At 60.0% G+C, this 26,458-nt stretch carries 28 protein-coding genes and 2 pseudogenes; 22 read left to right on the top strand and 8 right to left on the bottom strand.

Annotated features, from left to right (window positions below):
- Nucleotides 1-2 precede the first annotated feature (2 nt).
- Nucleotides 3-851 (top strand): 23S rRNA (adenine(2030)-N(6))-methyltransferase RlmJ, encoded by an 849-nt coding sequence (locus ACYG9V_RS13125; RefSeq protein WP_023684716.1) that lies wholly within the window; start codon nt 3-5, stop codon nt 849-851.
- 169 nt (nt 852-1,020) lie between these two features.
- On the opposite strand, the gene ACYG9V_RS13130 is transcribed toward ACYG9V_RS13125, so the two are convergent.
- Nucleotides 1,021-1,194: a hypothetical protein gene (locus tag ACYG9V_RS13130; RefSeq protein WP_352765542.1), complete on the bottom strand. Its 174-nt coding sequence runs from the start codon at nt 1,192-1,194 to the stop codon at nt 1,021-1,023.
- Between ACYG9V_RS13130 and ACYG9V_RS13135 the strand changes: the two are divergent.
- The 4 genes and pseudogenes from ACYG9V_RS13135 to ACYG9V_RS13150 form a co-directional block, all read left to right on the top strand.
- Nucleotides 1,173-1,316, top strand: a pseudogene (locus tag ACYG9V_RS13135) (MarR family transcriptional regulator); the annotation flags it as partial. The gene ACYG9V_RS13130 and the pseudogene ACYG9V_RS13135 sit on opposite strands and share 22 nt — an antisense overlap.
- Nucleotides 1,317-1,328: 12 nt before the next feature.
- Nucleotides 1,329-1,520: a hypothetical protein gene (locus ACYG9V_RS13140; RefSeq protein ID WP_352765540.1), complete on the top strand. Its 192-nt coding sequence runs from the start codon at nt 1,329-1,331 to the stop codon at nt 1,518-1,520.
- Nucleotides 1,521-1,592: 72 nt separating this feature from the next.
- A complete protein-coding gene (locus ACYG9V_RS13145) occupies nt 1,593-2,015 on the top strand; it encodes a VOC family protein (RefSeq protein ID WP_352765506.1) in 423 nt (140 codons plus the stop codon).
- 200 nt (nt 2,016-2,215) lie between these two features.
- Entirely contained in the window at nt 2,216-2,662 is a 447-nt protein-coding gene (locus tag ACYG9V_RS13150; protein ID WP_023673457.1) for a hypothetical protein, read from the top strand.
- Between the two features lie 96 nt (nt 2,663-2,758).
- Here the strand turns inward: ACYG9V_RS13150 and ACYG9V_RS13155 are convergent, their stop codons facing one another.
- Nucleotides 2,759-3,382, bottom strand: a complete 624-nt coding sequence (locus ACYG9V_RS13155) for a TetR family transcriptional regulator (RefSeq protein ID WP_031202871.1) — start codon at nt 3,380-3,382, stop codon at nt 2,759-2,761.
- Here ACYG9V_RS13155 and ACYG9V_RS13160 point away from each other — a divergent pair.
- The 3 genes from ACYG9V_RS13160 to ACYG9V_RS13170 all read left to right on the top strand — a co-directional run bounded on the left by ACYG9V_RS13160 (nt 3,348) and on the right by ACYG9V_RS13170 (nt 5,859).
- Nucleotides 3,348-3,950, top strand: a complete 603-nt coding sequence (locus tag ACYG9V_RS13160) for a DinB family protein (protein ID WP_352497172.1) — start codon at nt 3,348-3,350, stop codon at nt 3,948-3,950. The genes ACYG9V_RS13155 and ACYG9V_RS13160 overlap by 35 nt on opposite strands.
- 581 nt (nt 3,951-4,531) lie before the next feature.
- Entirely contained in the window at nt 4,532-4,921 is a 390-nt protein-coding gene (locus tag ACYG9V_RS13165; RefSeq protein ID WP_023673454.1) for a hypothetical protein, read from the top strand.
- 341 nt (nt 4,922-5,262) lie between these two features.
- A complete protein-coding gene (locus tag ACYG9V_RS13170; protein WP_023814925.1) occupies nt 5,263-5,859 on the top strand; it encodes a glutathione S-transferase family protein in 597 nt (198 codons plus the stop codon).
- Nucleotides 5,860-5,922: 63 nt separating this feature from the next.
- Here the strand turns inward: ACYG9V_RS13170 and ACYG9V_RS13175 are convergent, their stop codons facing one another.
- Nucleotides 5,923-6,573, bottom strand: a complete 651-nt coding sequence (locus ACYG9V_RS13175) for an outer membrane protein (protein WP_023673452.1) — start codon at nt 6,571-6,573, stop codon at nt 5,923-5,925.
- Between the two features lie 411 nt (nt 6,574-6,984).
- Here ACYG9V_RS13175 and ACYG9V_RS13180 point away from each other — a divergent pair, with 411 nt between their 5' ends.
- From ACYG9V_RS13180 to ACYG9V_RS13205, 6 genes are all read left to right on the top strand, one after another.
- Nucleotides 6,985-7,749, top strand: a complete 765-nt coding sequence (locus tag ACYG9V_RS13180; protein WP_352765503.1) for an SDR family oxidoreductase — start codon at nt 6,985-6,987, stop codon at nt 7,747-7,749.
- Nucleotides 7,746-9,821: an excinuclease ABC subunit UvrC gene (gene uvrC / locus ACYG9V_RS13185; protein WP_352765501.1), complete on the top strand. Its 2,076-nt coding sequence runs from the start codon at nt 7,746-7,748 to the stop codon at nt 9,819-9,821. The genes ACYG9V_RS13180 and uvrC overlap by 4 nt, the downstream gene beginning before the upstream one ends.
- A gap of 169 nt (nt 9,822-9,990) precedes the next feature.
- The gene (gene pgsA / locus ACYG9V_RS13190; protein ID WP_023673449.1) at nt 9,991-10,587 is read left to right on the top strand and encodes a CDP-diacylglycerol--glycerol-3-phosphate 3-phosphatidyltransferase; all 597 of its coding nucleotides are present in this window, start codon (nt 9,991-9,993) and stop codon (nt 10,585-10,587) included.
- A gap of 1 nt (nt 10,588) precedes the next feature.
- Nucleotides 10,589-10,846: a molybdopterin converting factor subunit 1 gene (gene moaD / locus ACYG9V_RS13195; RefSeq protein ID WP_023689089.1), complete on the top strand. Its 258-nt coding sequence runs from the start codon at nt 10,589-10,591 to the stop codon at nt 10,844-10,846.
- Between the two features lie 4 nt (nt 10,847-10,850).
- On the top strand, nt 10,851-11,324 hold the full coding sequence (locus ACYG9V_RS13200) for a molybdenum cofactor biosynthesis protein MoaE (RefSeq protein ID WP_023673447.1): 474 nt from the start codon (nt 10,851-10,853) through the stop codon (nt 11,322-11,324).
- Nucleotides 11,325-11,393: 69 nt separating this feature from the next.
- A complete protein-coding gene (locus ACYG9V_RS13205; protein ID WP_023814922.1) occupies nt 11,394-12,161 on the top strand; it encodes a YbaY family lipoprotein in 768 nt (255 codons plus the stop codon).
- Between the two features lie 3 nt (nt 12,162-12,164).
- On the opposite strand, the gene ACYG9V_RS13210 is transcribed toward ACYG9V_RS13205, so the two are convergent.
- Nucleotides 12,165-12,641, bottom strand: coding sequence for a cupin domain-containing protein (locus ACYG9V_RS13210; RefSeq protein WP_023701902.1), 477 nt, complete (start codon nt 12,639-12,641; stop codon nt 12,165-12,167).
- Between the two features lie 64 nt (nt 12,642-12,705).
- On the opposite strand from ACYG9V_RS13210, the gene ACYG9V_RS13215 reads away from it, so the two are divergent.
- Entirely contained in the window at nt 12,706-13,161 is a 456-nt protein-coding gene (locus ACYG9V_RS13215) for a MarR family winged helix-turn-helix transcriptional regulator (RefSeq protein ID WP_023727329.1), read from the top strand.
- A gap of 67 nt (nt 13,162-13,228) precedes the next feature.
- Here the strand turns inward: ACYG9V_RS13215 and ndk are convergent, their stop codons facing one another.
- The 3 genes and pseudogenes from ndk to ACYG9V_RS13230 form a co-directional block, all read right to left on the bottom strand.
- Nucleotides 13,229-13,651 carry a nucleoside-diphosphate kinase gene (ndk, locus tag ACYG9V_RS13220; protein ID WP_027048827.1) on the bottom strand — a complete coding sequence of 141 codons (423 nt, stop codon included), beginning with the start codon at nt 13,649-13,651 and terminating at the stop codon, nt 13,229-13,231.
- Between the two features lie 471 nt (nt 13,652-14,122).
- Nucleotides 14,123-14,758 (bottom strand): 5,6-dimethylbenzimidazole synthase, encoded by a 636-nt coding sequence (gene bluB / locus ACYG9V_RS13225; protein WP_352765498.1) that lies wholly within the window; start codon nt 14,756-14,758, stop codon nt 14,123-14,125.
- Nucleotides 14,759-14,872: 114 nt separating this feature from the next.
- Nucleotides 14,873-14,959: pseudogene (locus ACYG9V_RS13230) on the bottom strand (glutathione S-transferase family protein); the annotation flags it as partial.
- Nucleotides 14,960-15,027: 68 nt separating this feature from the next.
- Between ACYG9V_RS13230 and ACYG9V_RS13235 the strand changes: the two are divergent.
- The 7 genes from ACYG9V_RS13235 (at nt 15,028) to ACYG9V_RS13265 (ending at nt 22,961) form a co-directional block, all read left to right on the top strand.
- A complete protein-coding gene (locus tag ACYG9V_RS13235; RefSeq protein WP_023684734.1) occupies nt 15,028-15,540 on the top strand; it encodes a DinB family protein in 513 nt (170 codons plus the stop codon).
- 447 nt (nt 15,541-15,987) lie between these two features.
- Entirely contained in the window at nt 15,988-16,647 is a 660-nt protein-coding gene (locus tag ACYG9V_RS13240; RefSeq protein ID WP_027048829.1) for a hypothetical protein, read from the top strand.
- Between the two features lie 393 nt (nt 16,648-17,040).
- Nucleotides 17,041-17,826 (top strand): GGDEF domain-containing protein, encoded by a 786-nt coding sequence (locus ACYG9V_RS13245; protein ID WP_352497176.1) that lies wholly within the window; start codon nt 17,041-17,043, stop codon nt 17,824-17,826.
- Nucleotides 17,827-18,247: 421 nt separating this feature from the next.
- Nucleotides 18,248-19,669: an MBOAT family O-acyltransferase gene (locus ACYG9V_RS13250; RefSeq protein ID WP_352765495.1), complete on the top strand. Its 1,422-nt coding sequence runs from the start codon at nt 18,248-18,250 to the stop codon at nt 19,667-19,669.
- Nucleotides 19,669-21,177, top strand: a complete 1,509-nt coding sequence (locus ACYG9V_RS13255) for an alginate O-acetyltransferase AlgX-related protein (protein WP_352765494.1) — start codon at nt 19,669-19,671, stop codon at nt 21,175-21,177. The genes ACYG9V_RS13250 and ACYG9V_RS13255 overlap by 1 nt, the downstream gene beginning before the upstream one ends.
- Before the next feature lie 170 nt (nt 21,178-21,347).
- Entirely contained in the window at nt 21,348-22,097 is a 750-nt protein-coding gene (locus ACYG9V_RS13260; protein ID WP_352765493.1) for a class I SAM-dependent methyltransferase, read from the top strand.
- A 60-nt stretch (nt 22,098-22,157) separates the two neighbouring features.
- On the top strand, nt 22,158-22,961 hold the full coding sequence (locus tag ACYG9V_RS13265) for a class I SAM-dependent methyltransferase (RefSeq protein ID WP_352765491.1): 804 nt from the start codon (nt 22,158-22,160) through the stop codon (nt 22,959-22,961).
- On the opposite strand, the gene ACYG9V_RS13270 is transcribed toward ACYG9V_RS13265, so the two are convergent.
- Nucleotides 22,948-25,992: a rhamnosyltransferase WsaF family glycosyltransferase gene (locus ACYG9V_RS13270; RefSeq protein WP_352765489.1), complete on the bottom strand. Its 3,045-nt coding sequence runs from the start codon at nt 25,990-25,992 to the stop codon at nt 22,948-22,950. The genes ACYG9V_RS13265 and ACYG9V_RS13270 overlap by 14 nt on opposite strands.
- Nucleotides 25,993-26,458 lie beyond the last annotated feature (466 nt).

Consider the following 26,458-nt stretch of genomic DNA (forward strand, 5'->3'; position numbering starts at 1 on the left):
GCATGAACTACCGTCACGCCTATCACGCCGGCAATTTCGCCGACGTCGTCAAGCATGTCGTGCTCAGCCTTCTGCTCGACTATCTGAAGCAGAAGGACAAAGCGTTCCGTGTCGTCGACACTCATGCCGGCATTGGCCGCTACGATCTTTCGTCGGCGGAAGCGCAAAAGACCGGCGAATGGCAAGGCGGCATCGGCCGCCTCATCCACGCCCCGATCGAAAAATCGGCGGCTGCGCTGCTTGCCCCCTATCTTGAAGCGGTGCGTTCGCTCAATCCCGATGGCGGGGTGAAGAAATATCCGGGCTCGCCATTGATCGCCAGGCACCTCATGCGAAAGCAGGACCGGTTGTCGGCGATCGAACTGCACGGCGCAGATGCCGCCAGGCTGAAGACGCTGTTTGCCGGCGATTTCCAGACAAGGGTGATCGAACTCGACGGCTGGCTGGCGCTTGGCGCGCATCTGCCGCCAAAGGAAAAGCGCGGCCTGGTGCTGATCGATCCGCCGTTCGAGGAAGCCGGCGAATTCGACCGCCTGGTCGACGGCATGCAGAAAGCGCACAGGCGCTGGCCGGGTGGCATCTACGCGCTGTGGTATCCGATCAAGGATCGCAAAGCGATCATCGCCTTCCGCAAGGCGCTCAAGCAATCCGGCGTCCCAAAACTGCTCGACATCGAGTTCGAGATCCGGCCGGCATCGCGTGAACCAAGCCTCGACGGCAGCGGCATGGTGGTGGTCAACCCGCCCTTCACGCTGGAGCGCGAACTGCGCATCGTGCTGCCGGTCCTGCACAGATTGCTGGCGGTCGAAAAGCCGGCGCACTGGTCGCTGGAATGGCTGGCCGGGGAGTAGCGACGCTTCGCAGCGGGCGACGCCCGCGGCAAAGACACAAAGTCGCTAGAGGTTTTGACGGTGGCGCCATCCGCGAATGCTCAGCTGTGTTCAACGAACCGAAACCATGGAGATGCACATCTAATCGGCTCGGCGTTGACGCTAATCCCAGAATCAGATAGATAGATATCTAATTATTAGATTTCGAATCGAATGCCAGATCGACAGAAGAGGAACTGGTCAACGCGCGATAGGCTTCGCGATGTCGCGCTGGCAGGATGCCGTCGAAACGTTCGATGGGACCGTCGCCGAAATCTATGTGCTGAGCGCTGCCGAGCGCCGCTGTCTCGGTGCGATCAATCACGGCCGGCGGGGCCGGCAAACCTCGTAGCGAGGGAGACAAATCTCACGCCGGCGGCGGTCACGACGTCGATCGACCGGCTGGAAAAGCGCGGCTTCGTCAGCCGTCAGCCGGATCCCGATGACAGGCGCAAGGTCATGGTCGCGGCGGGCAAGAAGACCGAGGAACTCGTCCGGCGCTGCTACCATCCGATCCTCGAGGCGGGCGCCGCATTGCTGGAGAATATTCGGCGGCCGAGATGCAGTTTTTGCTCGGCTTATCAAGAGGTCGAAGCGATGCAGAAGGCGCAGACCGAGAGGGTGCGCGGCAAAGCAAAACCGGTGCGTTGAGAGAAGGCATCGGAGGATGGTCCGGCGAAACGCCGGTCCGGTTTCAACTGTGTACTGTCAAGGAGAGACCCTATGCCCCGTATGATCTTCGTCAACCTGCCCGTCGCCGACCTCGCTGCGTCGATGGCCTTCTACAAAGCTCTCGGTTTCGACAACAACCCGCACTTCACCGACGACACCGCAGCCTGCATGGTGCTGAGCGAAATGATCAACGTCATGCTGCTCACCCATGCCAAATGGCGTCAGTTCACCGATCGCCCCATCCCACCGGCCACCTCGAGCGAGGTCATGCTTGCCGTGTCCTGCGACAGCCGCGCGGCGGTCGATGCGATGAATGAGGCGGCGGCTAAAAATGGCGGCGCCGCCGACATCAACGCCCAGCAGGACTATGGCTTCATGTACAATCGCAGCCTGGCCGATCCTGACGGCCACGTCTGGGAAGCGATGTGGATGGACCCGGCCGCCGTACCGCAGGGCGACGCCAAGCAAGGCTGAACCGGGTTTCGGCGCCCCGCCGGCCATGGCAGGCCGCTTCCTAAATGGGCAAGGCGAGCTTTTTCAAAGGCTCAGAACGTGGTTTCACAGCTTCGCACCGGCAAAACGGTTGCGGAGCGGGAAACCATCGTCAGGGCGACCGCTTGACCGCGCGCCGCCGAATCCGCAAAGTGGGCGCAGTCGACCTTTGAGAGGCTGCCATGACTCGCTTTGCCAAATCCGCTCTTGCTGCCCTGATTTCGCTTTGCACGCCGCTGGCCGCACCCCTCGGCCAGCCAGCACAGGCCGCCGACCTTTCCGTCTATTCCGACGAGGACAGCGGCGTTTGCGGCGAGGCCTGGGTGCTAAGCAAGATCTCCAGCCGCTTCTCCTACCAGGTGCATCACGTGCCGCATCTGCCGGATGTTTCGATCACAGATTTCCAGCGCATCCACCAGCATCGCTATCTCCCGGCCAGCGAAGAATGGCCGATCGGCCGCCGCTATTGCGGCGCCACCGTCAGCCTTTCCGATGGCCGCGCCCGCACCATCTGGTACTTGATCGAGGAAGGCCAGGGTTTTGCCTCGATCGGCGACAATGTCGAATTCTGCGTCTCGGGCTTCGACCGCTGGATGGTCTACAACGGCCGCTGCCGCGTCCTGCGCTAAGGTCGGATAAGAACCGCCGTTGAACCTGCCATCTCCCGCAAGGGGGAGATCTGATGTCGCTCCGGTTTCGCCAATCTCCGAACTGCTGCCGCTGCCTCACACCGCCTTCCCACCAGACACGTAAGCGCAGATCAGCTCGACCAACTGCTTCTGCAGCTCCGGCGCGTCGAGCATGTCTCGCCGCGCGGCATTGTGGATGACGCCCTCGACCGCCGAGGACAGCACACGGGCCACGGCCTCATTGTCCTTTCTGCGCCTGCGATATTGCGCCACCGCCGTCGTGTAGTGATCGAGATAGCGCGATTGGAACGAGGCATGGGCGGCGCGTGAGCCGCGATCGCCCGGCGCCTCGTCGAGCAGCACCTGATGCAGCGTCGGATGGATGCTGTGCGCATCGATCATGCCGCGCACCAGCTCCTGCGCGAATCGCTTGAGCGGCTTGTCGCCTTCTGCTGATTCGGCGATCACCGACAGCACCTGATCGAAATGTCGCCGGCGAATTGCTTCGACCAGCGACAGCTTGTCGGGAAAATATTGATAGAGCGAGCCGATGCTGACGCCGGCCGCATCGGCCACCTTGTTGGTGGTGAAGCCGGCCCAGCCGAGCGCGCTTAGAACATGAGCACCGGCTTCGATGATCGCCTCGACCGTCGCTCTCGAACGCGCCTGGCGCGGCTGCTTGCGCATGCGTGAGCGCGGCTTTGCAATGCGAGTAGACATGTCTGCTCCAGCAGCCAAGAATATAGATAATATACTCACATTTTTTGCAAAGGATACAGACCGCAGCCTCTTCGTTTATCAAGCCTGGGCGAATGGTGAATTGCTGCAGAAGCTTGCGGGCCTCGACCAGCAGGAGCATGTCGATCAGCGCCACACGGCGACCCGTCTCATCAACCACAACCTCGTCGTATCGAAGATATTCGCCGCGCATCTTTCCGGCACGCGTCATGGCTATGCGTCCGACAACACCGTGGACACGACAGCACTCGATGAATTGAGCGCTGATGTCGCTGCGATGGATCGTTGGTATCTCGACTATATCGAAGCCGTCTCGCCAAAGCTCATGTCAGAGCCTGTGCCTTTCACCTTCACCGACGGCGACAGGGCAATGATGTCACGCCAGGAAATGCTGACCCATGTCGTCACGCATGGCGGCTATCACCGCGGCGAGATCGGGCGGATCCTGATGCAGATCCGGCATTGCGCCGCCGTGGGATGCGTTTGCCGTCCACCTCCACCACGCCGAGCCTTGCGCCGGCTGCAGGTGCGCGAGCGGGTTGGCGCTTAGGGGCCTGCCCCCCTTGGCTTCCAAGGGATCGCGGCTTCCCGGGAGGAGGATTCCCCGATCTTTCGTTTCCCATTTCCGTTTGGCATCTCTTGCGCCGAAGCTGGCGATCTCCCTTCTCGTCGGGGAGACGTCCGACACAACAGGCTGTCCCTTCAAGTGCTGTCTTTCCTGGCTTCCGTCCACCCACTCGCAATATACGAGTAAAAAGCTCGCGTTCACTTTAGTGCTGTTCCTGCGACCGCTGGGATGAAGCAAGATCAGCCTCTGCGGTGCGATGATTGTTGCCATCCGATAGGTCGCCGATGACCGCGTGAGATCGACGGCGTTGCAAGAGAATGTGAGCTTGACGAGAAGATCGTGTGAGTCTCGATATCAGAGATTTCTCTCGCAACAGTTCGCTGCGAAGCGGGAAGATTCTTTGGCGATTTCTGTGCCGATCATTGCGATAATGCTCTCAGCGTAACCGAAACTTAATTTGCGAAATTCTATGTAATGCTTCGCTGGCTAGATACGCACGAGTCAGATATGCATTAGCTCGCCGGGTCACTCACGGCCATCGGCACAAACGCAAGGGGCATCGCATGGCAAAGACCACGACGAAGGCGCCGGCGGCGAAAGCGCCGGCAAAGAAAGCGGCACCGAAAGCTGCCGCGAAACCTGCAGCAGTAAAGAAGGCAGCACCGAAGGCAGCGGCAAAGCCGGCCGCCAAGGCAGCGGCAAAGCCGGCAGCTAAGGCAGTAGCAAAACCCGCCGCCAAGGCAGCAGCGAAACCCGCCGCCAAGAAGCCGGCCGCCAAGGCTGTGGCGAAGCCTGCTGCGAAGGCAGCAGCCAAGCCCGCCGCCAAGAAGCCGGCAGCCAAGGCAGCGGCAAAACCCGCCGCCAAGGCTCCGATGAAGGCCGCCGCCGCCAAGTCGACGGCAGCTGTGAAGAAGGCTGCACCGGCCAAAAAGCCAGCCGCCAAGAAGAAGTAACAGCGGACCATCTCAAAGCTCCCGGGAACTTTGCCGACTGGCAGATTCCCGGGAGCTTTTTTGCGGTGATTTAGGTCTTGTTTTGATGCATGTCGTTCTCTCGAAATTGACGCCACTTCTGTGAGACATGCATTGGCGATTTCATTGTCGGCGGATTGGCCGCCTGGTTTTGCCCTTCTGGCAGTTGCTCCCTCAGGGAAGATCGGCCAACACTAAGGCGGTCGCATCCGATGGGGTTCAGGCGACGCGCTCTAGACCTTTGTTTTACGCGCGTCGTTCTCAAGACCGGAGCCGCATTGTTGAGCGACATGCACTGGCCGTCCGAAAACAGGGAACCGATCATGCCGAAGCTGCTCTACGCGTCCTCATCCCCCTACAGTTCCAAGGTGCGCATGGCAGCACTCCATGCCGGCATTGCCGTCGAGCTGGTGCTGGTCAAGACCGAGGACAAGCCTGCTGAACTGATGTCAGCCAATCCCCTCGGCAAGATTCCGGTGCTGGTGCTCGACGACGGCCGCTCGATCCACGACAGCCGCGCGATCACTCAGCATCTCAACCGCGCTTCCAAGAGCCTGTTGTTGCCGCGCAATGCCGACAAGCGCCTCAAGGCCGAAGTGCTGGAGGCGCTGGCCGACGGCATATGCGACTGCGCGCTGTCGATGGTCTATGAGCGGCGCACGCGTCCGGAGGAGATGGTCTATCAACCCTGGCTCGATCGCCAGTGGACCAAGATCACCGCCGCACTCGATTTCCTCAACGCCAATCCGCCGAAGCTGCCGAAGAAGATCACGCTTGGCCAGCTGGCGTTGCGTGCCTGCCTCGGCTACCTCTCTCTGCGCTTCGCCGGCAAATGGGAAAAGGGCCGCGGCCGCCTGACCCGCTGGGCAGCGCGTTTCGATGAGAAGTTTCCGGGGCTGAAGGTGGCTGTGCCGGCCTGACGGGCGAAACAAAAAAAGCCGGGCGCGAGGCCCGGCTTTCTTGTGTCGTGGCTTGAACGACAGTTAGAACTTCATACCGACGCCGAAGGTGACGCGGTTGTCGCTCTCTTTGACCTTGGTGCCGACACTGTCGAAGCTCTTGGAACCGAAGTCGGTGTAGCGGTACTCGACACGGCCGAACACATTGTCGGTGATCTTGATGTCGGTGCCGACGCCGGCCGTCCAGCCGAGCATGGTGTTGCTGTCGCTGTCGCCGGGGACCGAGACCTTCTGGTTCTTCAGGGCGCCGCCGCCGGTGCCGTAGAGCAGGATTTCCGGGGTCACGGCGTAACCCAGACGGGCGCGCAGCGAGCCTTCGAAGCCGCCCTTGGAATTGACGCCGCCGCTGTCACCCTTGACGCCATTGTAGCCGAGATCGGCTTCAGCACCGTACACGAAGTTTTCCTGCTGCCACTGGTAGCCGCCGAAAACGCCGCCGACAAAGCCCTTGGTCTTGATGTCGGGGCCGCCGTCCTGGACTTTGGCATGACCGCTGAAGCCGTAGCCGGCGCTGAGACCGGCATACGGGCCGGCCCAGGAAGCGACGGGGAGCTCGGCGATCGGGGCCGGCGCCGGGGGCTCTTCCGAGACGACATCGGCAGCAAAAGCGGTACCGCTGAGGGCGAAGAGCCCGAGCGCAACCGCGAGCGGCGCGAATTTGAGATTGGTTTGCATTGTTGTTTACTCCTTAAGCCACAAGACACGTAGGCTTGTTTGTCCTGAGCGCCATCAACCCGTCCGGGGGGTGAAACGGATCTGGCACTCAACGGTTCCGAATGTCGTGTCAAAATGCGGCGGCAGCGAACCTGAAAATGGGTCATTCCCCGGCACGAATGAGGCCGAAGCTTGACGTTGCATCTTCGCAACAGCGAAATGTCAGTACGCAGGCGATGCTGCACTGCACTCGGCTTGGTGCAACGGGTTCAGCGTCCTATATTGCGGTCCTGCCGACCCGAATCCGGGGCGGTGCCGGCGGCGAAAAAGCCGTTTCGCCACATTCCTGCCCCAGGTGGAAACGGCATTTAACCCCTGGACGCGTCACAATGTGCCGCTAGCCGAATTGAGGCGCAGATTGAGGATTGACAGATGATCGAAGCCGCCGGAACGGCGCTGGTGACGGGCGGGGCGAAGCGGATCGGCAAGGCGATCGTCGAGGATCTGGCCGCGCACGGTTTTGCCGTCGCCATCCACGCCAACCGCTCGACCGCCGAGGCCGACGCGCTGGCTGCGAACATCAGGGACGGAGGCGGCCGCGCCGGCGTGGTAGCCGCCGATCTGACCGACATGGATGCGGTTGGCGATCTCGTCGGCCGCGCCGCGGCAGCGCTCGGCCCGGTCACGCTTCTTGTCAACAATGCGTCGCTGTTCGTCGACGATAGCGTCGAGGACTTCGACTGGGCGGCATGGGACCTTCACTTCGCCATCCATGTGAAGACGCCGGCGCTGTTGGCGCAAAACTTCGCCCGCGCCTTGCCGCCAGGGCAGGAGGGGCTGATCGTCAACATCATCGACCAGCGCGTCTGGCGGCCGACGCCGCGCTATTTCTCTTATGCGCTGTCGAAGTCGGCCTTGTGGACGCAGACCGAAATGCTGGCACAGGCGCTCGGTCCGCGCATCCGCGTCAACGCCATCGGTCCCGGTCCGGCGCTGAAGAATGCCCGCCAGGACGATGATGATTTCCAAAAGCAGGTCGATGGCCTGATTCTGAAGCGCGGCCCGCAATTGGCCGAATTCGGCGCCACCATCCGCTATCTCTGGGAGGCGCGCTCGGTGACCGGCCAGATGATCGCGCTCGACGGCGGCCAGCATCTTGCATGGCAGACGCCGGATGTGACAGGCATGGTGGAATGAGTCCCGCAGACCAGAAACACAAGACGCGCGCCGGCGCCGCCGACGATATGCCGCCCGACATCGAGCTTGAGGATGAAGCGGTCGAGGAGATCGTCGAGCCCGAGGCCACCGGGCCCGATGTCGCCTTCACAGCGATAGACTGGCAGCCGCATGCCGGCGACGCCGACGGCATGGTCGGCGCGGAGGTCATCCAGACACTGGTCAAGCGGCTGCCCAATGCGCCCGGCGTCTACCGCATGATGAACGCTGCCGGCGACGTGCTTTATGTCGGCAAGGCGCGCAGCCTGAAGAAGCGGGTGACCAACTACGCGCAAGGCCGGTTCCACACCGCCCGCATCGGCCGCATGGTGCGCGAGACATCGACGATGGAGTTCGTCGTCACCCGCACCGAAATCGAAGCGCTGCTGCTCGAGGCAAATCTCATCAAGCGCTTGCGGCCGCGTTTCAATGTGCTGATGCGGGACGACAAGTCGTTCCCTTACATCCTGTTGACTGGCGATCACGTCTCGCCCGGCATCTACAAGCATCGCGGTGCGCGCTCGCGCAAGGGGGACTATTTCGGACCTTTTGCGTCGGCCGGCGCGGTCGGGCGCACCATCAATTCGCTGCAGCGCGCCTTCCTGCTCAGGAGCTGCACCAACTCCTTCTACGAAAACCGCACCCGGCCGTGCCTGCTCTACCAGATCAAGCGCTGTGCCGGTCCCTGCACCGGCGAAATCTCGCATGGCGACTATGCCGAGCTGGTCAGCGAGGCGAAGGATTTTCTGTCGGGCCGCAGCCAGAAGGTGAAGACCGAAATCTCTGCCGCCATGCAGCAGGCCTCGCAGGAGCTCGATTTCGAGCGCGCCGCCATTTATCGTGATCGGCTGGCAGCGCTGTCGCATGTGCAGAGCCATCAGGGCATCAACCCGGCCACCGTCGACGAGGCCGATGTCTTTGCCATCCATCAGGAGGGCGGCCAGGTCTGTATCCAGGTGTTTTTCTTCCGCACCGGCCAGAACTGGGGCAACCGCGCCTATTTCCCCAACGCCGATCCGGCACTGGAGGGGGCGGAAGTGCTGGGCTCGTTCCTGGCGCAGTTCTATGACGACAAGCCGACGCCACGGAACATTCTGCTGTCGCGAGGCGTCCAGGATCAGGAACTGCTGGCCGAAGCGCTGTCCACCCGCGCCGGCCGTAGAGTGTCGATCTCGGTGCCGCAGCGCGGCGAGAAGAAGGATTTGACCGACAACGCGCTGCAGAATGCCCGCGAGGCGCTCGGCCGCCGGCTGGCCGAAACCTCCACGCAAGGCCGGCTGCTCGCCGGCTTTGCCGAGACCTTCGGCCTGCCGAAGCCGCCGGTGCGCATCGAGGTCTATGACAATTCGCATATTATGGGCACCAACGCCGTTGGCGCCATGGTCGTCGCCGGGCCGGAAGGGTTTGTGAAGAACCAGTACCGCAAATTCAACATCCGCTCGACCGAGATCACGCCCGGTGACGATTTCGGCATGATGCGCGAGGTGATGGAACGGCGCTTTTCGCGGCTGCTGAAGGAACATGGCGATGTCGTTCCCGACGACGCGGCAGCCGGTGGAGCAGGCGACGACATCGAGGAAGACATCTCCGGCAGCTTCCCGGCCTGGCCGGACGTCATCCTGATCGATGGCGGCCAGGGCCAGATGAGCGCGGTGCGCAAGATCCTCGCCGACCTCGGCATCGAGGATCGCGTGGCGGCCATCGGCATCGCCAAGGGCCAGGACCGCGATGCCGGCCGCGAGCGTTTTTTCGTCAGAGGCAGGGACTCGTTTTCGCTCCCTGTGCGGGATCCCGTGCTCTATTTCGTCCAGCGGCTGCGCGACGAGGTCCATCGCTTCGCTATCGGTTCGCACCGCGCGCGGCGCAAGAAGGAATTGGTCAAGAGCCCGCTCGACGAGATCGCCGGCATCGGTCCCGGTCGCAAGCGCGCGCTGCTGCTGGCCTTCGGCACTGCCAAGGCGGTCAGCCGCGCGGCAGTCGAGGATCTGGTCAAGGTCGACGGTATTTCAGAGCAGGTCGCCAAGCTCGTCTACAATCATTTCCATGAGAGCTGAGCGCCGGTGACGCCGCTGTCCCGATGAATGGCAGCAGCCGTTCTTTTCTCGCAGGCCACTCGAATCCCGGCAATCGCGCGCTATTTTCGTCTGGCCAATCGAATCTCGCCTGTTGACCCCCTACATCCGGTTCTGATTTGAGTACGCAGGCAGAAAGAGTCCCTGAGATATGGCCAAGCGCGCGTTCAACCTGCCTAACATGCTTACCTATGCCCGCATCGTCGCGGTGCCGCTGGTGGTGCTGTGCTTTTTTCTCGAGGGGCATCTGAAATCGAGCGACTTCGCCCGCTGGTCGGCGTTGATCATCTTCCTGCTGGCTTCGATCACCGACTATCTCGACGGCTATCTGGCGCGCGCCTGGCAGCAGACGTCCAACATCGGCAAGATGCTGGATCCGATCGCCGATAAACTGCTGGTCGCCACCTGCCTGCTGCTGCTCGCCGCCGACACCGACCGCCATGCCGGCATCGCAGGCTGGTCGCTGTGGGCGGCAATCATCATCCTGTGCCGCGAAATCCTGGTTTCGGGGCTGCGCGAATATTTGGCGGCATTGAAAGTCTCGGTGCCGGTGACGCAGCTGGCCAAATGGAAGACCGCCATCCAGATGGTCGCCATCGCCTTCCTGCTGGCCGGGCCTGCCGGCGACAAGATCTTCCCGCTGACCACGCAGACCGGACTGGTGCTGCTGTGGATCGCAGCCCTCGTCACGCTCTACACCGGCTACGACTATTTCCGCGCCGGCCTCAAGCACATCATGGACGAGTGAGATGTCGACCAGGCTCATTTATTTCGCCTGGGTGCGCGAACGGATCGGCAAGCCGGAAGAGGATGTCGAACTGCCCGCCGGTATCGAGACGGTGGCCGACCTCCTGCGCTGGCTGAAATCGCGTGGCGAGGAATATGAGCACGCGCTGCAATATCCTGATGTGATCCGCGTCGCCATCAACCAGGAACATGTCGAGCATCGCGAGAAGATAGCCGGCGCGCGCGAGATCGCGCTGTTTCCGCCGATGACCGGGGGCTGACACCATGTCCGGCGCGCCGACGGTGCGCATCCAGCGCGACGATTTCGACGTTGCCGCCGAGATCGCGAAACTGACCGGGGGTCGCGCCGACATCGGCGCCGTGGTGTCCTTCTCAGGACTTTGCCGCGACGAGCAGGGCCAGCTGTCGGCGCTGGAACTCGAGCACTATCCAGGCATGGCCGAGGCCGAAATCAGCCGGATCGCCGGCGAGGCGCTTCAGCGCTGGCCGTTGCAAGGCCTGACCGTCATCCATCGCCACGGCAAGATCGCACCGGGCGAAAACATCGTGCTGGTGGTGGCGGCGTCCTCGCACCGGCAGGCGGCGTTCGAAGCGGCCAATTTCCTGATGGATTTCCTGAAATCGCGTGCACCCTTCTGGAAGAAGGAGCACCGCGTGGACGGCACCGATGGCGGCTGGGTCGAGGCCAAGGACGCCGACGACCAGGCTGCGGCGCGCTGGAAGGCGCGGCCCGAATAAATCTCGGCGCAGCCATGTATTGACCGCATTCCCTTGGCCAAATCGCATCGGCAAAAAGGGAGCAAGGGCATGCTGGACAGGATCGCCGAATTCTTCGTCTTCGGTTTTGTGCCGCTGGTTATCGGCGTTCTGGCCGTTCCCGAGCCTTCCGTCGCCGCCGAGAAAACCCTGAAGGGCGAGGTGATGTATCGCGAGCGCATCGCGCTTCCGCCCAACGCCGTGCTGTCGGTTCAACTTGCCGATGTATCGCTGGCCGATGCGCCGGCCGCCATTGTCGGCGAGCGCAAGGTAGCGCCGGCCGGCCAGGTGCCGATCAAGTTCGAGATCAGCTTCGATCCAACGGTGATCCGGCCCAACATGACCTATGCGCTGCAGGCGCGCATCACCGCCGACGACAAGCTGCTGTTCGTCACGGACTCGCGCTATCAGGTCGATCCGCTCAGCGAGGCGCCGCAGGCCATTGTGCTGAAAATGGTGGCGCCGAGCGACAAGCCGACCTCGGCCTCGCTGTTCGGCCAGAGCTGGCTAGTCGAATATATCGACGGTATCGGCGTGATTTCGGAGCCGCAGGCGACGTTCCGGGTCAGCGAAGCCGGCAAGGCGGGCGGCAGCGGCCCGTGCAACGCCTATTTCGCCACCGCCAAGGTCGATGGCGAAACCATCGTCATCAGCGACATCGGCTCGACCTACAAGGCCTGCGCGCCGGAGATCATGGCCGAGGAAAAGGCGCTGTTCGAGGCGCTCGCCAAGGCGGCGTCATACCGTGTCGATGGCGGCAAGCTGATCATCGCCGACAAGGACGGCCACGATATCTTGCGCTTCAACGCAGCGAGCTAAGAATCAAGACTGCGGCGGCGGGGGCGCCGGCGTCAGGCCGAACCGGCGCATCAGGTCCATCAGCCTGGTGCGGTCTGGCGGGCCGCCAGTGCTGAAGATGGCGAAGGCCTCGCGAAAATACTCCGGGCCGATCGCCGCCGGTGTCACCACGCACAGCACCTTGGCGGTCGCGGCGGTGTCGTTGTCGAAGCGATGGACCGCGCCGCGCGGAATGCACAGCGCCTGCCTAGGCCCGATATCGTGCCGGTGTCCGTCGACGGTCAGCGTCAGCACGCCTTCGATCCCGTACATCGTCTCTTCATAGTGATCGTGGCTGTGCGCCGGGGCGGGCAGGCGCTGCGAGCCGGCGACCGTCAGTTCGAAGGCGGCGATGCTGCCGTTCGACTGGTCGCCGGTAAGCAGGAAGCGCACGGCAAGGCCGCCATGGCTGATTGTCTCGTCGGCCGGATTGACGCTGATCTGGCTAGCTCTGTCTAGCATTTCATCCTCCCACGTGGTAAATTGAATTTACCGAGATGAGTAAACTCGATTTACCAGAGTGTCAATGCCATTATCCGCGGAAGAACCGCCAAAGAAGCCACCGCTGATCGGTGCACTGCTGCGCGTTCCGGCCATGGCCATTCACCGCAAGCTGATCAGGGATCTCAGGGCGTCGGGTTTCGAGGACCTCAGCCCGCCGCATATGGCGGTGATCCAATATCCCGGCCCGGATGGCCTTCGGCCGAGCGCGCTCGCCGAGCGCGCCGCGATGAGCAAGCAGGCCATGAATCAACTGCTGAAGACGCTGGAAGCGATGGGTTATATCACTCGCTCGGCGGCACCCGATGAGAGCGGCGGGACCGTCGTCCACTTCACCGACCGCGGGCGCGCCGCATACCAGAAGATGGCCGACATCCTGCTCGACGTCGAGCGGGAATGGGCGCAGGAGCTTGGGCAGAAGCGCTTCACCGAGCTGAAAACGCTGCTCGGCGACCTCTGGGACACGCCGCTGATCCGCTAAGGGAGCGGGCCAAAAACAAAAAGCCGGGGTTTTGCCCCGGCTTTCATAGTCAAACCTGTCTATCGGCTCAGCCGACGATCTCGGTGTCCGAGAACCAGTACTTGATCTCTTCAGCAGCGGTTTCCGGCGCGTCGGAGCCGTGCACGGAATTCTCGCCGATCGACAGCGCGTGCACCTTGCGGATGGTGCCTTCGGCGGCGTTGGCGGGGTTGGTCGCGCCCATCACTTCGCGGTTGCGGGCAATGGCGTTTTCGCCTTCCAGCACCTGCACGATGGTCGGCGCCGACGACATGAATTCCACCAGTTCGCCGAAGAACGGACGATCCTTGTGCACGGCATAGAAGCCTTCGGCCTCGCGGCGGCTCATCCACACGCGACGCGAGGCAATGACGCGCAGGCCGGCCTCTTCCAGCATCCTGGTGATGGCGCCGGTAAGATTGCGCCGGGTCGCGTCCGGCTTGATCATGGAAAAGGTGCGTTCGAGCGCCATGGGGTCGTCCTTGTCTTGAGATGGAAAGTCTTGAGATCGGAATGTGGAGTGGCGGGCTCTATACAAGCCGCCCGGCCCATTGCCAAGGGGACGCGCCCCGGCAGCGTTATTCGGCCGCGACCGCCCGCATGGCTGTTCGCAACGCTCTGGTCAAAGGCAAGGCTTGCGGGAAAATGGTGATTGCGCAGGCACGCACGGTTTCGAACGGAAATCAGCGGAACGGAAAGACATCGGACCATGTTTGACGGGACGCGCTGGCCCCACCTCCACCTCAGACCGGGCGACATAAAAGGGAGCCTTTGGATTATCGGCATCTTGGCTGCCGTGGGCCTTGTTCTGCTGCTCTTTTCGGGTCGCCGCACAGATACGAATTTCGGTTTCGGGCCTGGATGGCAGTGCACTCCGATGCCGAAGGGCGACCCGATCTGCGTCAAGCTCATCGCCAAGGAAGAGACGAAGTGATGGGCAGCTTTACCGCCTGATCACCACCGGCTGCCGCCGCCGCTCCCAGCCTTCGCGTTCCAGTGTCGGCAGATCATGCTCCTCGCTGGCATAGCCGAGGCAGAAATAGCCGATCAGCGTCCACTCAGGCGGGGTGTCCAGGATTGCGGCCATCTCGGCGGCGTCGAGGATCGACACCCAGCCCATGCCGATGCCTTCCGCCCGCGCCGCCAGCCACAGCGTGTGCACCGCCATGACGGCCGAATAGTCGATGGTTGCCGGCATCGTCATGCGGCCGAGCCCATGGCCCTGTTGCGTCGTGCGGTCGGCGAAAACCGCGAACTGGCAGGGCGCTTCATTGAGACCGGCGAGCTTCAGCCGGGCATAGAGCGCGGCGCGCTCGCCCGAAAAGCATGCCAGCGCCTCGGCATTGCAGCGCTCGAAACAGTCTCTCACCGCGCCCCGCCGCTCGGCGCTGTCGACCACCACGAAGCGCCACGGCTGGCTGAGACCGACGGACGGCGCGATGCTGGCAAGCTCCAGCAGCCGCTCCAGCGTACCCTCGGGCAAAGCCGTCCGCTCGAAGCGCCGCACATCCCGGCGCCAGCGCAGCAGCGTGACCAGCCCGGCGCGAAAATCATCGGTGAAATCGGGGGGTGGTGGCATGGCGATCAGGAGACTTGTGTGGGGAATAGGCAGTAGGCAGTAGGCAGTAGGCAGTAGGCAGTAGGCAGTAGGCAGTACAGCGCTCGGACCCTATTGCCTACTGCCTACTCCCTAAGCTGCTGCCGCCGCCTCCTTCCAGCAATGCGGGCTGAACGGACGGGTCGCGTCGTGTCCGACGAGTTCATTGAACAGAATGGTCATTGGCGGCTGCGCCCTCGCGGTCTAATTAGTCGCCTGCGGCTGAAGCGGAACTCGTCGGCGGGAAAAAGATGAAACAGCATTTCATGATGTTCGCGGCCTACAATCAATGGGCCAATGGCCGCATCTACGATGCCGTCGCCGCACTTGAGGAAGAAGAGTTCAACCGCGATGTCGGCGCATTTTTCGGCTCGATGATGGGCACGCTCAACCATCTGCTGGCCACCGACCGCATCTGGATGAAACGCTTCACCGGCGAGGGCGACGCGCCGGCAAAACTCGACGCCATCCTGCACCGCGCGTTGCCTGGCTTGAAGCTGGCGCGTGAGGCCGAGGACAGGCGGATCGTCGACTGGGTCGGCGGTTTGACCGAAAAGGCTTTGTCCGGCCGCTTCTCCTACATGACCGTTTCCGACATGCGCACCGTCTCGCAGCGGCTGGCGCCGGCGCTGGGACACGTCTTCAACCACCAGACCCATCACCGCGGCCAGGCGCACGCCATCCTGACCATTCTCGGCCGGCCTTCGGTGCAACTCGACCTAGCCTTTTTCCAACGCACCGACGAAGGCCGCGCCTACGCCTGATCTCCTGACCGCGCTTCCCGTTTAAACGCACGGGAGCGTTACCGGTACATTTGCGCCGACCATCCATCCCCGACGCCAGCTCTGAATTCCAGCCGGGTTGTGAGGACCCTGTCGGCACAACGCTGCCCGGTGACGGGGCCAGGTGGCTGGGCTGTCGGTGGCCCGCCTTTTGTGGGCCTTCGGCTCCAAGCCGCCGCAGCCACAACCCGCTCCAACTCCGGTGGAATTTCTGTTTAGAGAATTAAACAAATTTTAAATGTTGAAGCAAAAACATATTTTTTTTTAGCAGACCAGTGCACGCCTTGAGAACTACAATCCTTATTCTTGGAAAAAATAAAGAAACTATAAGGAAGACTCGTGCGTAGCTGTGAGTGCATAAGCATATGTCTGCTTTGGTTTGCTGGCATGTTGCAATGCACAAAGCAGAACGGCAACAAGGAGAGTGTCATGGTTAATATCACTCAAAAAATCGCTAGAACACTGGCGGCGGGTGCAATTATCGTCATTTTTGCCGCTCCCGCGAATGCAGGCGGCGGAATTGGCGTCGGTGCCGGCGCATCTATCGGCGGTGCTGGCGGCATCAATGCCGGTGTTGGCGCTTCGATCGGCGGCAGCGGCGGGGTCAAGGCCGGTGCCGGCGCCTCGGTTGGCGGCAGCGGCGGTATCAAGGCGGGTGCTGGCGCAACGGTCGGCGGCAATAGCGGCGTTACTGCGGGCCTCGGCGCCTCAGTCGGCGGTAGCAGCGGCATCAAGGCCGGCGCTGGCGCGACGGTCGGCGGAGCCGGTGGCATCAAGGCCGGTGTTGGGGCCACGGTCGGCGGCAGCGGAGGTATCAATGCCGGTGTCGGCGTCAACGTCGGCAGCGGCATCAACGTCGGCGTCGGCGTCGGCATTGGCGGAACGCCGGGCACGCCCGGTACGCCCGGTACCCCCGGCACTCCAGGAACTCCTGGAACACCAGGCACCCCTGGGACACCCGGTGTCGTCGCCAGCATGTCGAACAGCCAGCTGACACGTATGAAGAAGCGCTGCGTCGATGTGCTCGCCAGCGAGGGCACCTACGACAGCGATCTGCGGCAGCTATGCCTTATGATCTCGCGTCGCTGAGACAGGTTTCGCCGGGAGTGTCGAGCCAGCCGTGAGGCTTTACGGCACTCTCCTACCGCATGGCCCAGACTTCCCGAGGGACATGCGCTGACGAGAAGCCTCCGGCCAGTCGGAAAGCCCGCCGCGCAAGTGGCGGGCTTTTTGTCGCCACTCACAAGGCAACCGATCGCGCCTTTCGATTGCCGGAGCGTTTTATCGTTTAACGGAAACGATGAAACGCGCTATCCCTTTGTCTTGGTAATTCTCAGGGAAAGCGCCCACGCGCTTCTCCCGGGAAAGCTGCTCACACTTTCCTGGAATTGTTCTGGTTAACCACATTCGAATTGCAGGTAAGATTTTAGGGTTTCATTTGTGTTCCCGCTGCAAAATGGCGAACACAGTGGGAGAAATGGCATGCGGGTCGATCTTTCGCCCACGAGCTTGGGCAGGGTCATAGCAGTCACGGTTGTCGGCACGGCGATCTGTATCGCGGCGGCCTTCCTTGTCGATTCCTACAATTTTCCGTCGCTGTCGCCCGAAGCATTGCGCTGGGCGCAGCTCACCGACCTGCTACTGCCGCTTGTGCTGGGTGGATCGTTCTTCTCTTTCCTGATGTACAAGATGCGCCAGCTGGCGATCGCCCAGAAGAATCTGAGCATTGTCGCGGCGACCGACAGCCTGACCGCGGTGTTCAACCGCGGCGCGTTTTCGATGCTGGTCGAGGCCTATCTCGAACAGGCGCGCAGCCAGTCTGTCGTCGATGCCGGCGCCCTGCTGATCGTCGACGCCGACCATTTCAAGACCATCAACGATCGGTTGGGCCACGATTGCGGCGATCAGGCGCTCAAGCTGATTGCGCAGACGATCAAGGCCCAGCTGCGCGGCGCCGACATTGTCGGGCGCATCGGCGGCGAGGAGTTCGCCATCTTCCTGCCTGGCGCCGACCCGTCGCAGTCCTGGCTGGTTGCCGAGGGGATCCGGCGGCGCATCCGCGAGGTCGAGTTTGCCCCGGATGGACGGCCCTGTCCGCTCTCGGTGAGCATCGGTGGCGTCGCCTTCAGCGGACCCACCACCTATGCCGACATGTTCCTGACGGCCGACCGGCACCTCTACAAGGCCAAGTCCAACGGCCGCGACCAGGTCAGTTTCGAAACGACCGGGCCGCGCAGCCTGCTGGCCGGTGATCCGACGTTGCATTGAGGGCTGGGACCGGTGCGCCGACAGCTCGGCGTAGCGCCTTAGAGCAATTCCAAGAAAAGTGTGTGTTCCCAGGAAAGCGCTTAGCGCTTTCCTTCGGAATTGCGTCAGAACAAGAAATAGAGTGTTTCGCCGTTTCCCTAAACGATGAAACGCTCTAGCGGCTTGGGCGCGTTATCAACAACCTGTGCATAGAGATAAGCATTTACAGATCAGGCGAGGCGTCTACTATCTGAGCAGTGATGATTCAGAGAGAATTGCCGAATGCTCATACATTTTGTCGATATTTTCGCCGTTGGGACATGTTTTTGTATTTTGGCCGATCCTTGCGCGCTATATTCGATATAGATGGTGAGGTCTTGGGTGGCAAACTTGGCTCTTAGAGCTGAGGTGGTCACCGAGCGTGGGCGTGGTTGGAGGCAGGATGGTATTTTCGGCAAGTAATTTTCTTTTCTTCTTCCTGCCTATCGCACTTGCCATAGCTCTTTTTGCCAAGCCCTCTGCCTTTCGGCCAAGCCTGCTCGTTCTGAGCTTGGCATTCTACTATTGGTCGTCAGGGTCGTATGTAATCATACTCATCGCGGATGTAGTCATCGCCTATTTCGGCGCGCTGGCTGTCGACCTTTGCAAAAGCGCGAGATTGAGAAATGCAGTTGTCGGGGCGGCAATCGTGCTGCTGGTCGGCATTCTCGTGTTCTTCAAATATCTCGATTTCATAGCGGTGAACGTTGACCTCACTTCAGGCAGCAATCTGTCGGCGACATTCGCCGGCATAATCCTCCCGATCGGCATATCCTTTTTTACCTTTCAGGCATTGTCTTACCTGATCGACGTCTACCGTCGTGACATTCCTGCAGAGCGCAATGTCGTGCTCTTCAGTACGTACTTCACATTTTTTCCGCACCTGATTGCCGGCCCGATTGTGCGGTTCCGGGACGTCGTGGATGATTTTCGAGCGCCGAGAATATCTCTCGAGAACTTCTCCACCGGGGCCACCCGCTTCGCTCACGGCCTCATGAAAAAGGTGATCATAGCCGATGGTATTGCGCCGATCCCCGATGCCATTTTCGCCGCACCCCACGACACCATAGGTTTTGCCACGGCATGGCTGGCGGCCGCGACCTACGGCATCCAGTTGTATTTCGACTTCTCCGGCTATTCCGACATGGCCATCGGGCTTGCCCGCATGTTCGGCATCCGCTTTGCGGAAAATTTTGAGAGACCCTACGCCAGCCGTTCGATCACCGAATTCTGGCGACGCTGGCACATCTCGCTTTCAAGCTGGTTTCGCGACTATCTCTACATCCCGCTGGGGGGAAGCCGGCATGGCAGGATCGCGACCTATCGAAACCTGTTGATCGTCTTCGCGGTAACCGGCCTCTGGCATGGCGCCTCCTGGACGTTTTTCTGCTGGGGTATGTTCCACGGGCTTTTCATCCTGGTCGAGCGCGTGGCCACCGGCACCTGGCCGAAAGTGCTGGAGAAGGGGTGGCTGCGATATGCCTATTTCCTGCCGGTCGTGACGCTGAGCTGGCCGCTGTTCCGCGCGACGTCGCTTGAACAGGCAATGTCTTTGTGGAAGGCGATGGCTTCGCCCGTCGCCGCTGGTGCATTCAGCCTCGATGCGGCTGCGCCGATAGCCACGACCAGCCTGATCGCCCTTGTGGCCGGTGCGGCAATTTACGTTTTGCCCGGCCGGCTTTCGTTCGGCCAGTTGCTGACAAGCGAGACCAGAGGCGATAAGCTGTATGTCGCCGGCGCCTGCTACACGGTTGTTGCCCTGATGGTATGTCAGGTGTTGGCGCTGAGCGGTGGCTACACTCCGTTCCTGTATTTCCAATTCTGATGAAAACAGCCAGAAAAATATGCAGCGCAATAGTCACCGCAGCCTTCGTGGTCATCATCGCGTCGCCGCTGTTGGTGCTGGCTGTTCGCGGCGCCGTTGAACCTTATGGCCACAAAGATTTTACCGCTTTCCCTCCTGTACAAACGCTTACTGCAAGCTCAGGCGGCGTACTCGATCAACTGGCCACCGCTCTTCTTGAGCGCTCCCAGCTGAAGGAATCAGCCATTTCCATTCGAAATACCGTTTTGCTGAAGATCGTTCACCAATACGACCGCGACTACATAGCTAGCGGAAAAGACGGCTGGCTCTACTGGAAGGGCGACTGGTTCGAAGGGCAATGTCAAAAGAAATATGACGTGGAAATGGCAGTGTCCCGGATAGGCGCCATGCTCGATGTCGCTGGAGCTTCCGGAATCGATATGTATTTTACGATCGCGCCCGACAAATCCACGCTCTACCCAGAATTCCTCGATTCTCATTTTGAAAAGTTCTGGGGCTGCAAGCAGCAGAGCGCCGACCTTTTGCGATCTACGATCAGGGCCAAGGCGCCTCGTATCATCGACCATCTTGATCCGCTGCTGAAGGCAAAAAGGAATTCAACTCCACACATTCTGTATGGCAAGGCTGATACTCACTGGACAAACTTTGGCGGCGCAATTGCTTTTCGCCAATTGCTCCGTGCTATTTTTCCGGACGCAAAGACCATTCCGCCGCCCGCATTAACGGGAAAGATGGTTCAGGCTCCGGCGGATCTAGAGACGACCATGCTGCTGGTCGGCAATGGCTATCCTGAAAGCGAAATCGACATCCCGGCAGAAGTAGTAGCGGTATCCTCAGTCAGGCAGTTCGATCAGGCGCAATCGACTGTCATCCTGCACGATTCCTTTTACAACAAGGTCTTGGGGTTGACCTACCCATTCCGAAACGCTGTCCAATACGTTTATGACGCCGATCAAAAAGAGATCATGAACGACGTGATTGCCAGCGATCGGCTGATCGTCAGCCGCGTTGAGCGAGCGGTCGTTGATTCCGCGTTGACCGGCCCCTTTACATGGTACAGCCCGCTTGGCTTGGCGTTGGTCGCACGCGAGGAACTGGCTGCCAAGGAATGCAAGGATTTTGGTCCTGCTCCCACCGAGCCAAAACTTCAAACTATAGTTGTAAATGGCGGTGGTTATCTCGCCACAGGGCCTGATCCTCAAATGGCTACTACCGTGCCCGTCCTGGGCAGCGGCCAGGGAGCGCCTTGCGTTCGCCTGAAATTGACGCTGACGAAACCGGATGTATTCGAGATTTTTTTTCCACCACACGGAAATGAAGATGAACCTTTCGCGGCCGGCCGCTCGGTTCAACTCTATCTTCAGCCTGGTGACCATGAGATCGCGCTGGTTCTTCCCAAGTACGTGGCCGGCCGCACTATTCGTGTCGATCCCGGGGATTACGGGCAGCAAACAATGATGACTGGTGTACAGTTCGGCTGGTCCTCGGCTGGCGCAGCGGCCCAATGATTCAGTTCGAGGGTGGGATGGCTTTCGGAGACTAAACGCTGGCGTGTAACTGGCTCAACCAAGGTCTGCCGGGGACCGTGAGAGCCGCTTGCCGAGGACGCCGGCGGCCGTCAAGACAAGCAGGCACTGGTCCAGCAAATGCCTGTGAAAGAGATGCAAAGGAGAGCGTCGTGGGAACCATAGCTGTCGAAGAATTTGAACCTGCGGCGAAAAAATTCGCGGCAATCTATGGTGTAAGCCCAGCACTTCACCCCGAAGATCACATGTTGGGGCACTTCCTGAAGTCGAGCGCCGAAACAGGCTTGCAGTTTTATTTCCAAGGCGGAATGGCTGATGCAAAACAACTGATGCAGACAATCGAGAACCTCGGCATCGATATGGACAATCTGAGGGTTCTTGAGTTTGCTGCCGGCTATGGACGGCTCACCCGCCACCTCCAAAAATTATGCGAGTTGACGGTAAGTGATATCCACCCCGAAGCGGTGGAGTTCGTCAGCAGACATTGTGGATGCCCGGCCTATGTGTCGTCAAAGGATCCCGATCAGCTAAAAATCCCGGGACAATTTAACGTCGTCGCGGTGATTTCGCTTTTTTCCCATCTCCCGGATCGCACTTTTGGTAGATGGCTGTCCGCACTCTACGCGCTGGTGGCGCCAGCCGGTTATCTGATCTTCACGACAATCGGCGAATCCGCTCGCCTTATCAACCCGCAAATACCGACGCCTGGCCCCGATGGCATCGCTTTCGAGGCCGGATCGGAACAGATAGACCTGGACATACAGGACTACGGCAGTTCGACCGTTCATCCACACTATGTCGGCGTCCAGGTCGGCAGAATGCCGGGCGCACGCTTGGTATCCTATGAGGCCGGCGTTTGGTGGAAATATCAAGATCAGTACGTCGTGCAAAAACCTGCCTAGTGAGTTTCTCTCGTGTTGCGTTGGATCAAAAGCAGATGGAAGGGTTCTACGATGGGGCTAGTGAAGAAATCCGACCATACACCGGTCCACTCGTCTCAAGCTTTTGAAACAAGCGACTTTCTGCGAGCCCTGGCCAAGGTATGGGCTGACAGATATTCGGTCAGTCCCGAAATTCATGAGTACGATCACATTTTCGGCCATCTCGTCGCGCGGTTGTCCACGGGCGAGGAGATGAAATTATTCGAGGCGCTGAAGCACTATTTCGAGAACGGAGCCGCCAACGCGCAACAGGTGCGCGAACTCATGGCATCGTTGGGCTTGCCTCGGGATGCCAGGGTGCTGGAGTTCGCAAGCGGCTATGGTCGCGTGACGCGCCATTTGAAAGACCTGAATTTCGTCGCCTGCGACATACATCCTGAAGCGGTGTCCTTTTGTACCGATGTATTGGGTGTCTCGGCGATTCCATCGGCCAGCGTTCCCGAGCATTGGAAGCCTGACGAAAGATACGATTTCATCTTCGCAATTTCGCTATGGTCGCACCTTCCGGACGGCCTGTTCCAGCGCTGGCTGTCCTCGGTTTGCGCAGCGCTCAAGCCCAGCGGTTATCTGATGTTTTCCACCCACGGTGCGCATGCGGCGAGCGTCGTTCCGCAGCTTGCCGAAGCCATCAACAATGGTCAGCAATATGGCTATCTGGATGGGTCGGATCAGAAAGATCTCGACCCATCGATCTATGGCTCCACTGTCGTGTTGCCACCCTATGTCATCAAGGCCATCTACGATGCCACAAATGCGCGCATCGTATCGTTCAAACCCGCCGGATGGTGGGGCTTGCAGGATGAATGGGTGATCAGGGTTCCCTGAGCTGTTTCCTCGAGTGGTGCAAGACAGCAGTGGGGTGGCGGCCGGTCGACACAATCCTGCTCTTGGCGCGAGCAGTCTGCAGTGCGTTCAGAGGCGAGTGGGTGGCGACGGAAAGGGCTGGCCGATCAGAAAGGAAGTCCACGATCTTCTTCATCGCCCCCGGCGAGAACGCATCGTCCCAATCGGTCGGCCAATTGAAGCGCGAGCCCTGCAGCCGCTTGCCGTATTGATCGGCGCGCGAGATGGCGTCCTTGAGCCCGGCGACCACGGCCTCGAGCGTCGGTTCCACCGGGATCAGATTGGTCGAGATATCCCGCAGGCTCTCCGCCGTCTTGTTTTCGAACGTGTTGGTCACGGTCCACATCCCGGCCGAGGCCATTTCCAGCGGCACCAGGCTGGGATGGGGCGTCAGCATCAGCGACAGGCCAACGTCGTGATGCGGCAGACGTTGAGTATATGTCTGCAGGTCGGTCTTTGGCATCATTTCCATGACCACATCGGGCGTCAGCCTGATCTTGCTGGCGCCGCCGATCGAGCCCATTCCGCAGAATTTCCACTTGCTGGCGTCGAAATCAGGGGAGCGAGCGAGTTCCGCAAGCGCCATCATACCGAGTTCGAACATGTTGCGCGCGGCATGCGCCTCCGGGCGAGCATAGAAAAGAATACGCCGTTCGTGGCGGCGCATATCGTCTAGTGATGGCTTGAATTTCTGAATGGCGTTGCGGAAAACGGCATGGTTCTTATCCGCACCGGGATGCGAGAAGATGCCGATCTTGTTCAGCTTGAAAAAGTCGCGCAGCAAGGGCGTCGAAAAAAGCTGAAACTGCGGGAAACGATAAGACTGTTGGAATAGCGCGGCGATTGTGTTCATGGGCAGGAAATAGGGTTCATATTCCTGGACCATGAACATGAAACGGTCCTGTCCCAATTCTCGGCTGGCGCGGTGCGCGACATGAGCCCCCCAACCATTGGTAGCGATGAAGCGATCGTCGGGACTGACGAACAATTCCTCTTTGCGGTCATGCCGATGCTCGATTTCGATGTCGTCGAACAGTCGCTCGATGCCTGGATAGCCCTTGATGCGCTCGCGGGCGAGCGTCATGTCCAACTCCGTACGTTCCATAGTCACGATCCGGACGAGAAAACCTTCCCGACGCAAGCGAAGCGCCAGGCTGAACATGCCGATATAGCCGCCGAAAATGTATTTGAAGTCGATCGTGGCCAGAAGGATGTTGACGCGCTTTGGCTCGCGACGCGATACGTGCAACGTCAATGGCTGGATATTACGAAAAATCCAGTTGTTCTCCATATCTTCGATGCTCACTATCCCGCCGGCGGCGACGGCCATCGGCAGAGCTTCGGACCCTGTCTTGATCTTGCGGACATATCGCAAGTATTTGGTTTTCTTTAATCGATAGGCGAGATTTCTTGCTCTGGCCCCCAAGGCGGCGTTCATCAGCAGGCCCTCGACGTTCAATGTCGAATGACGCCGCAATATCCTTGAAATTTTCAGACGTATCGGTTCGAAGATACCGGTCGTCAAACGCGGGATTCGGTCGGCCGTCTTCTTCAGGGTCCTCGACATTCCAGGATTTCGCAGCCGAAGTGTTTCGGCGAATACTGCCTTTTCCAGCGCCCCCGAAAAATCCACGCGTGCTTGCTGCAGCAAGGTCCTGCCTGCGTCGAGCAGGGCGCGCTTGTTTTTTGCGCCTTTCAGGATAGCTCCTATTGAATAGGAGACCCCGCGGTAGCGCTTGATCACCTGCCCGATAACGTTAGCGCCGTGCTGATGGTAATCGTACAGAGGCTCCTCAATATAGGAAATGCCGCCGGCAACCTCGGCGGCAAGCGCGATCCATTGGTCGTGGTAGGCGTCCATCAGCCGCTGCGGAAACGGCAGGATACGGTCTAGGATGTCGCTACGAAAAAGGCTCGCGGCGCCGGTCACGCTATTGGCAAGGAACAGCGAAAGAAAATCCGCATATTCGTTTTTGCGGTCGGTCCAATATGTGTCGGAGATAACCTCGCGGCCGGTCACGATACGGCAATCGCTGAATGCAAGTTTCTTGCTTGCCGGCAAAGCATGTGTGAGCTTCGTCAGTTTGTCGGCGTGCCAATAGTCGTCCTGATCCGCCAGTGCGACGAACTCGGCGTTGAGGGGCACCAGCGAAAGGCATTCCTCGAAATTGTTGTAGAAGCCTTTGCGCTCCTTGTTTTTGACATAGACGAACCGGCTGTCGTTTTCGATCAGGTCCAGAATGTCGTTGCGGGAGGCTGCGCTGGAACTGTCGTCGGTGATGATGCAGATCCAGTTCCTATGGTTTTGCTCCCGAATCGATCCGATTTGCCGTTTCAGAAGCTCAAGCGGCGGATTGTAAGCCGCCATGCAGATGGCAACCTTGGCCCCTTTGGCAGGCCACTTCACCTTCAGCGGACGACGGTTGGCCCCAGGCTGGAACTCGAAGACAGCAAGCGACTGCTCGATGATCTCTCCCGATTTAAGCTCGGCGAGCAGTCGCAGTTCGCGGCTCTCCGGCTCGGCAATCTCCTCGATCGGCAATATCGTGATAAATTCGGAAAACAGGCTGCCGCCGGTCGGATCCTGTGCGGGATGGAAGTAGTGCACGACATCGGGCCGAGCCCAGGAATGGTTTTTGATTTCATGCTGCCTGGTTCCGTCCAGGACATAGAGCCGCCTGATCGGATTGCCGGGACAGAAAGCCCAACCCTGCAGATACAAAGCAAGCCCCTTGCCGACGTGAAACGAGCGGCTCGACGGAACGTCGAGTCCGCACATAAGCTTGGGATGCTGAGGCGTATTTTCTCTTAAATCTGGCTGCCCGGCTATAGGGATTCCGGCGACCGGAATTCTGGCAGGTGGTGAACTGTCTTTGTCGGCGACAGGTTCCTTGCGGAAGTCAAAAAACTGCTGGATGCCGAGTTGTCTTACCGCAGCGAACAGGGCGCCGATATTGGCGCTATTCCATCGGTTACTTGTCGTGCGTGATAATACATCGCGTGTATTCGCCAAGTGTCCACCCATCTGCGCGCCGATATTGTTTTTCTATACCGGTCTATGACATGAGGATCTAGAAAAAATATCGTGACGTTCCTCGTGCTGTGATGGCAGGGTAGCCATGAGAGCTCAATTTCACAACATGAATTCGAAGCTTGTCTTCATGTTTTATCTTATACTTTTAACAGAATGCCGATCTCAGCTTTCAAATCGCAGAAATTTGCACATAAATTGGCTTCCACTGTGAAAAGTTACATTTTGTCGTTTATGTCTGGCAATGTAGATCCTAGGCGAAAGAACACGAACAACCGCGAAATTCAATTTGTTTGGCGGAAAATATCGTTTTTCCTAGAGGTAGGCATGCGGAGTGGGGGACGAGGCGCGATGGCATGTCCTTCTCGAAACCTGTTCAAAGGGCCGACGCGATCCGGGCCGATGGCGGCAAGCACTCCAGTCGCCGTCGTGCCGCTGCCTGCCCCTG

Source organism: Mesorhizobium sp. W016 (assembly GCF_054719485.1).

Excerpts from the sequence above, each read along its gene's own strand:
- ACYG9V_RS13205 (WP_023814922.1), top strand. The coding sequence starts at position 11,394 with ATGCTGGACAGGATCGCCGAATTCTTCGTCTTCGGTTTTGTGCCGCTG.
- ACYG9V_RS13255 (WP_352765494.1), top strand. The coding sequence starts at position 19,669 with ATGAAAACAGCCAGAAAAATATGCAGCGCAATAGTCACCGCAGCCTTC.
- ACYG9V_RS13240 (WP_027048829.1), top strand. The coding sequence starts at position 15,988 with ATGGTTAATATCACTCAAAAAATCGCTAGAACACTGGCGGCGGGTGCA.
- ACYG9V_RS13210 (WP_023701902.1), bottom strand. The coding sequence starts at position 12,641 with ATGCTAGACAGAGCTAGCCAGATCAGCGTCAATCCGGCCGACGAGACA.
- ACYG9V_RS13150 (WP_023673457.1), top strand. The coding sequence starts at position 2,216 with ATGACTCGCTTTGCCAAATCCGCTCTTGCTGCCCTGATTTCGCTTTGC.
- ACYG9V_RS13145 (WP_352765506.1), top strand. The coding sequence starts at position 1,593 with ATGCCCCGTATGATCTTCGTCAACCTGCCCGTCGCCGACCTCGCTGCG.
- ACYG9V_RS13140 (WP_352765540.1), top strand. The coding sequence starts at position 1,329 with ATGGTCGCGGCGGGCAAGAAGACCGAGGAACTCGTCCGGCGCTGCTAC.
- bluB (WP_352765498.1), bottom strand. The coding sequence starts at position 14,758 with ATGCCACCACCCCCCGATTTCACCGATGATTTTCGCGCCGGGCTGGTC.
- ACYG9V_RS13125 (WP_023684716.1), top strand. The coding sequence starts at position 3 with ATGAACTACCGTCACGCCTATCACGCCGGCAATTTCGCCGACGTCGTC.
- ndk (WP_027048827.1), bottom strand. The coding sequence starts at position 13,651 with ATGGCGCTCGAACGCACCTTTTCCATGATCAAGCCGGACGCGACCCGG.
- ACYG9V_RS13170 (WP_023814925.1), top strand. The coding sequence starts at position 5,263 with ATGCCGAAGCTGCTCTACGCGTCCTCATCCCCCTACAGTTCCAAGGTG.
- ACYG9V_RS13245 (WP_352497176.1), top strand. The coding sequence starts at position 17,041 with ATGCGGGTCGATCTTTCGCCCACGAGCTTGGGCAGGGTCATAGCAGTC.
- ACYG9V_RS13165 (WP_023673454.1), top strand. The coding sequence starts at position 4,532 with ATGGCAAAGACCACGACGAAGGCGCCGGCGGCGAAAGCGCCGGCAAAG.
- ACYG9V_RS13235 (WP_023684734.1), top strand. The coding sequence starts at position 15,028 with ATGAAACAGCATTTCATGATGTTCGCGGCCTACAATCAATGGGCCAAT.
- uvrC (WP_352765501.1), top strand. The coding sequence starts at position 7,746 with ATGAGTCCCGCAGACCAGAAACACAAGACGCGCGCCGGCGCCGCCGAC.
- moaD (WP_023689089.1), top strand. The coding sequence starts at position 10,589 with ATGTCGACCAGGCTCATTTATTTCGCCTGGGTGCGCGAACGGATCGGC.
- pgsA (WP_023673449.1), top strand. The coding sequence starts at position 9,991 with ATGGCCAAGCGCGCGTTCAACCTGCCTAACATGCTTACCTATGCCCGC.
- ACYG9V_RS13180 (WP_352765503.1), top strand. The coding sequence starts at position 6,985 with ATGATCGAAGCCGCCGGAACGGCGCTGGTGACGGGCGGGGCGAAGCGG.
- ACYG9V_RS13215 (WP_023727329.1), top strand. The coding sequence starts at position 12,706 with ATGCCATTATCCGCGGAAGAACCGCCAAAGAAGCCACCGCTGATCGGT.
- ACYG9V_RS13175 (WP_023673452.1), bottom strand. The coding sequence starts at position 6,573 with ATGCAAACCAATCTCAAATTCGCGCCGCTCGCGGTTGCGCTCGGGCTC.
- ACYG9V_RS13200 (WP_023673447.1), top strand. The coding sequence starts at position 10,851 with ATGTCCGGCGCGCCGACGGTGCGCATCCAGCGCGACGATTTCGACGTT.
- ACYG9V_RS13155 (WP_031202871.1), bottom strand. The coding sequence starts at position 3,382 with ATGTCTACTCGCATTGCAAAGCCGCGCTCACGCATGCGCAAGCAGCCG.
- ACYG9V_RS13250 (WP_352765495.1), top strand. The coding sequence starts at position 18,248 with ATGGTATTTTCGGCAAGTAATTTTCTTTTCTTCTTCCTGCCTATCGCA.
- ACYG9V_RS13160 (WP_352497172.1), top strand. The coding sequence starts at position 3,348 with ATGCGTGAGCGCGGCTTTGCAATGCGAGTAGACATGTCTGCTCCAGCA.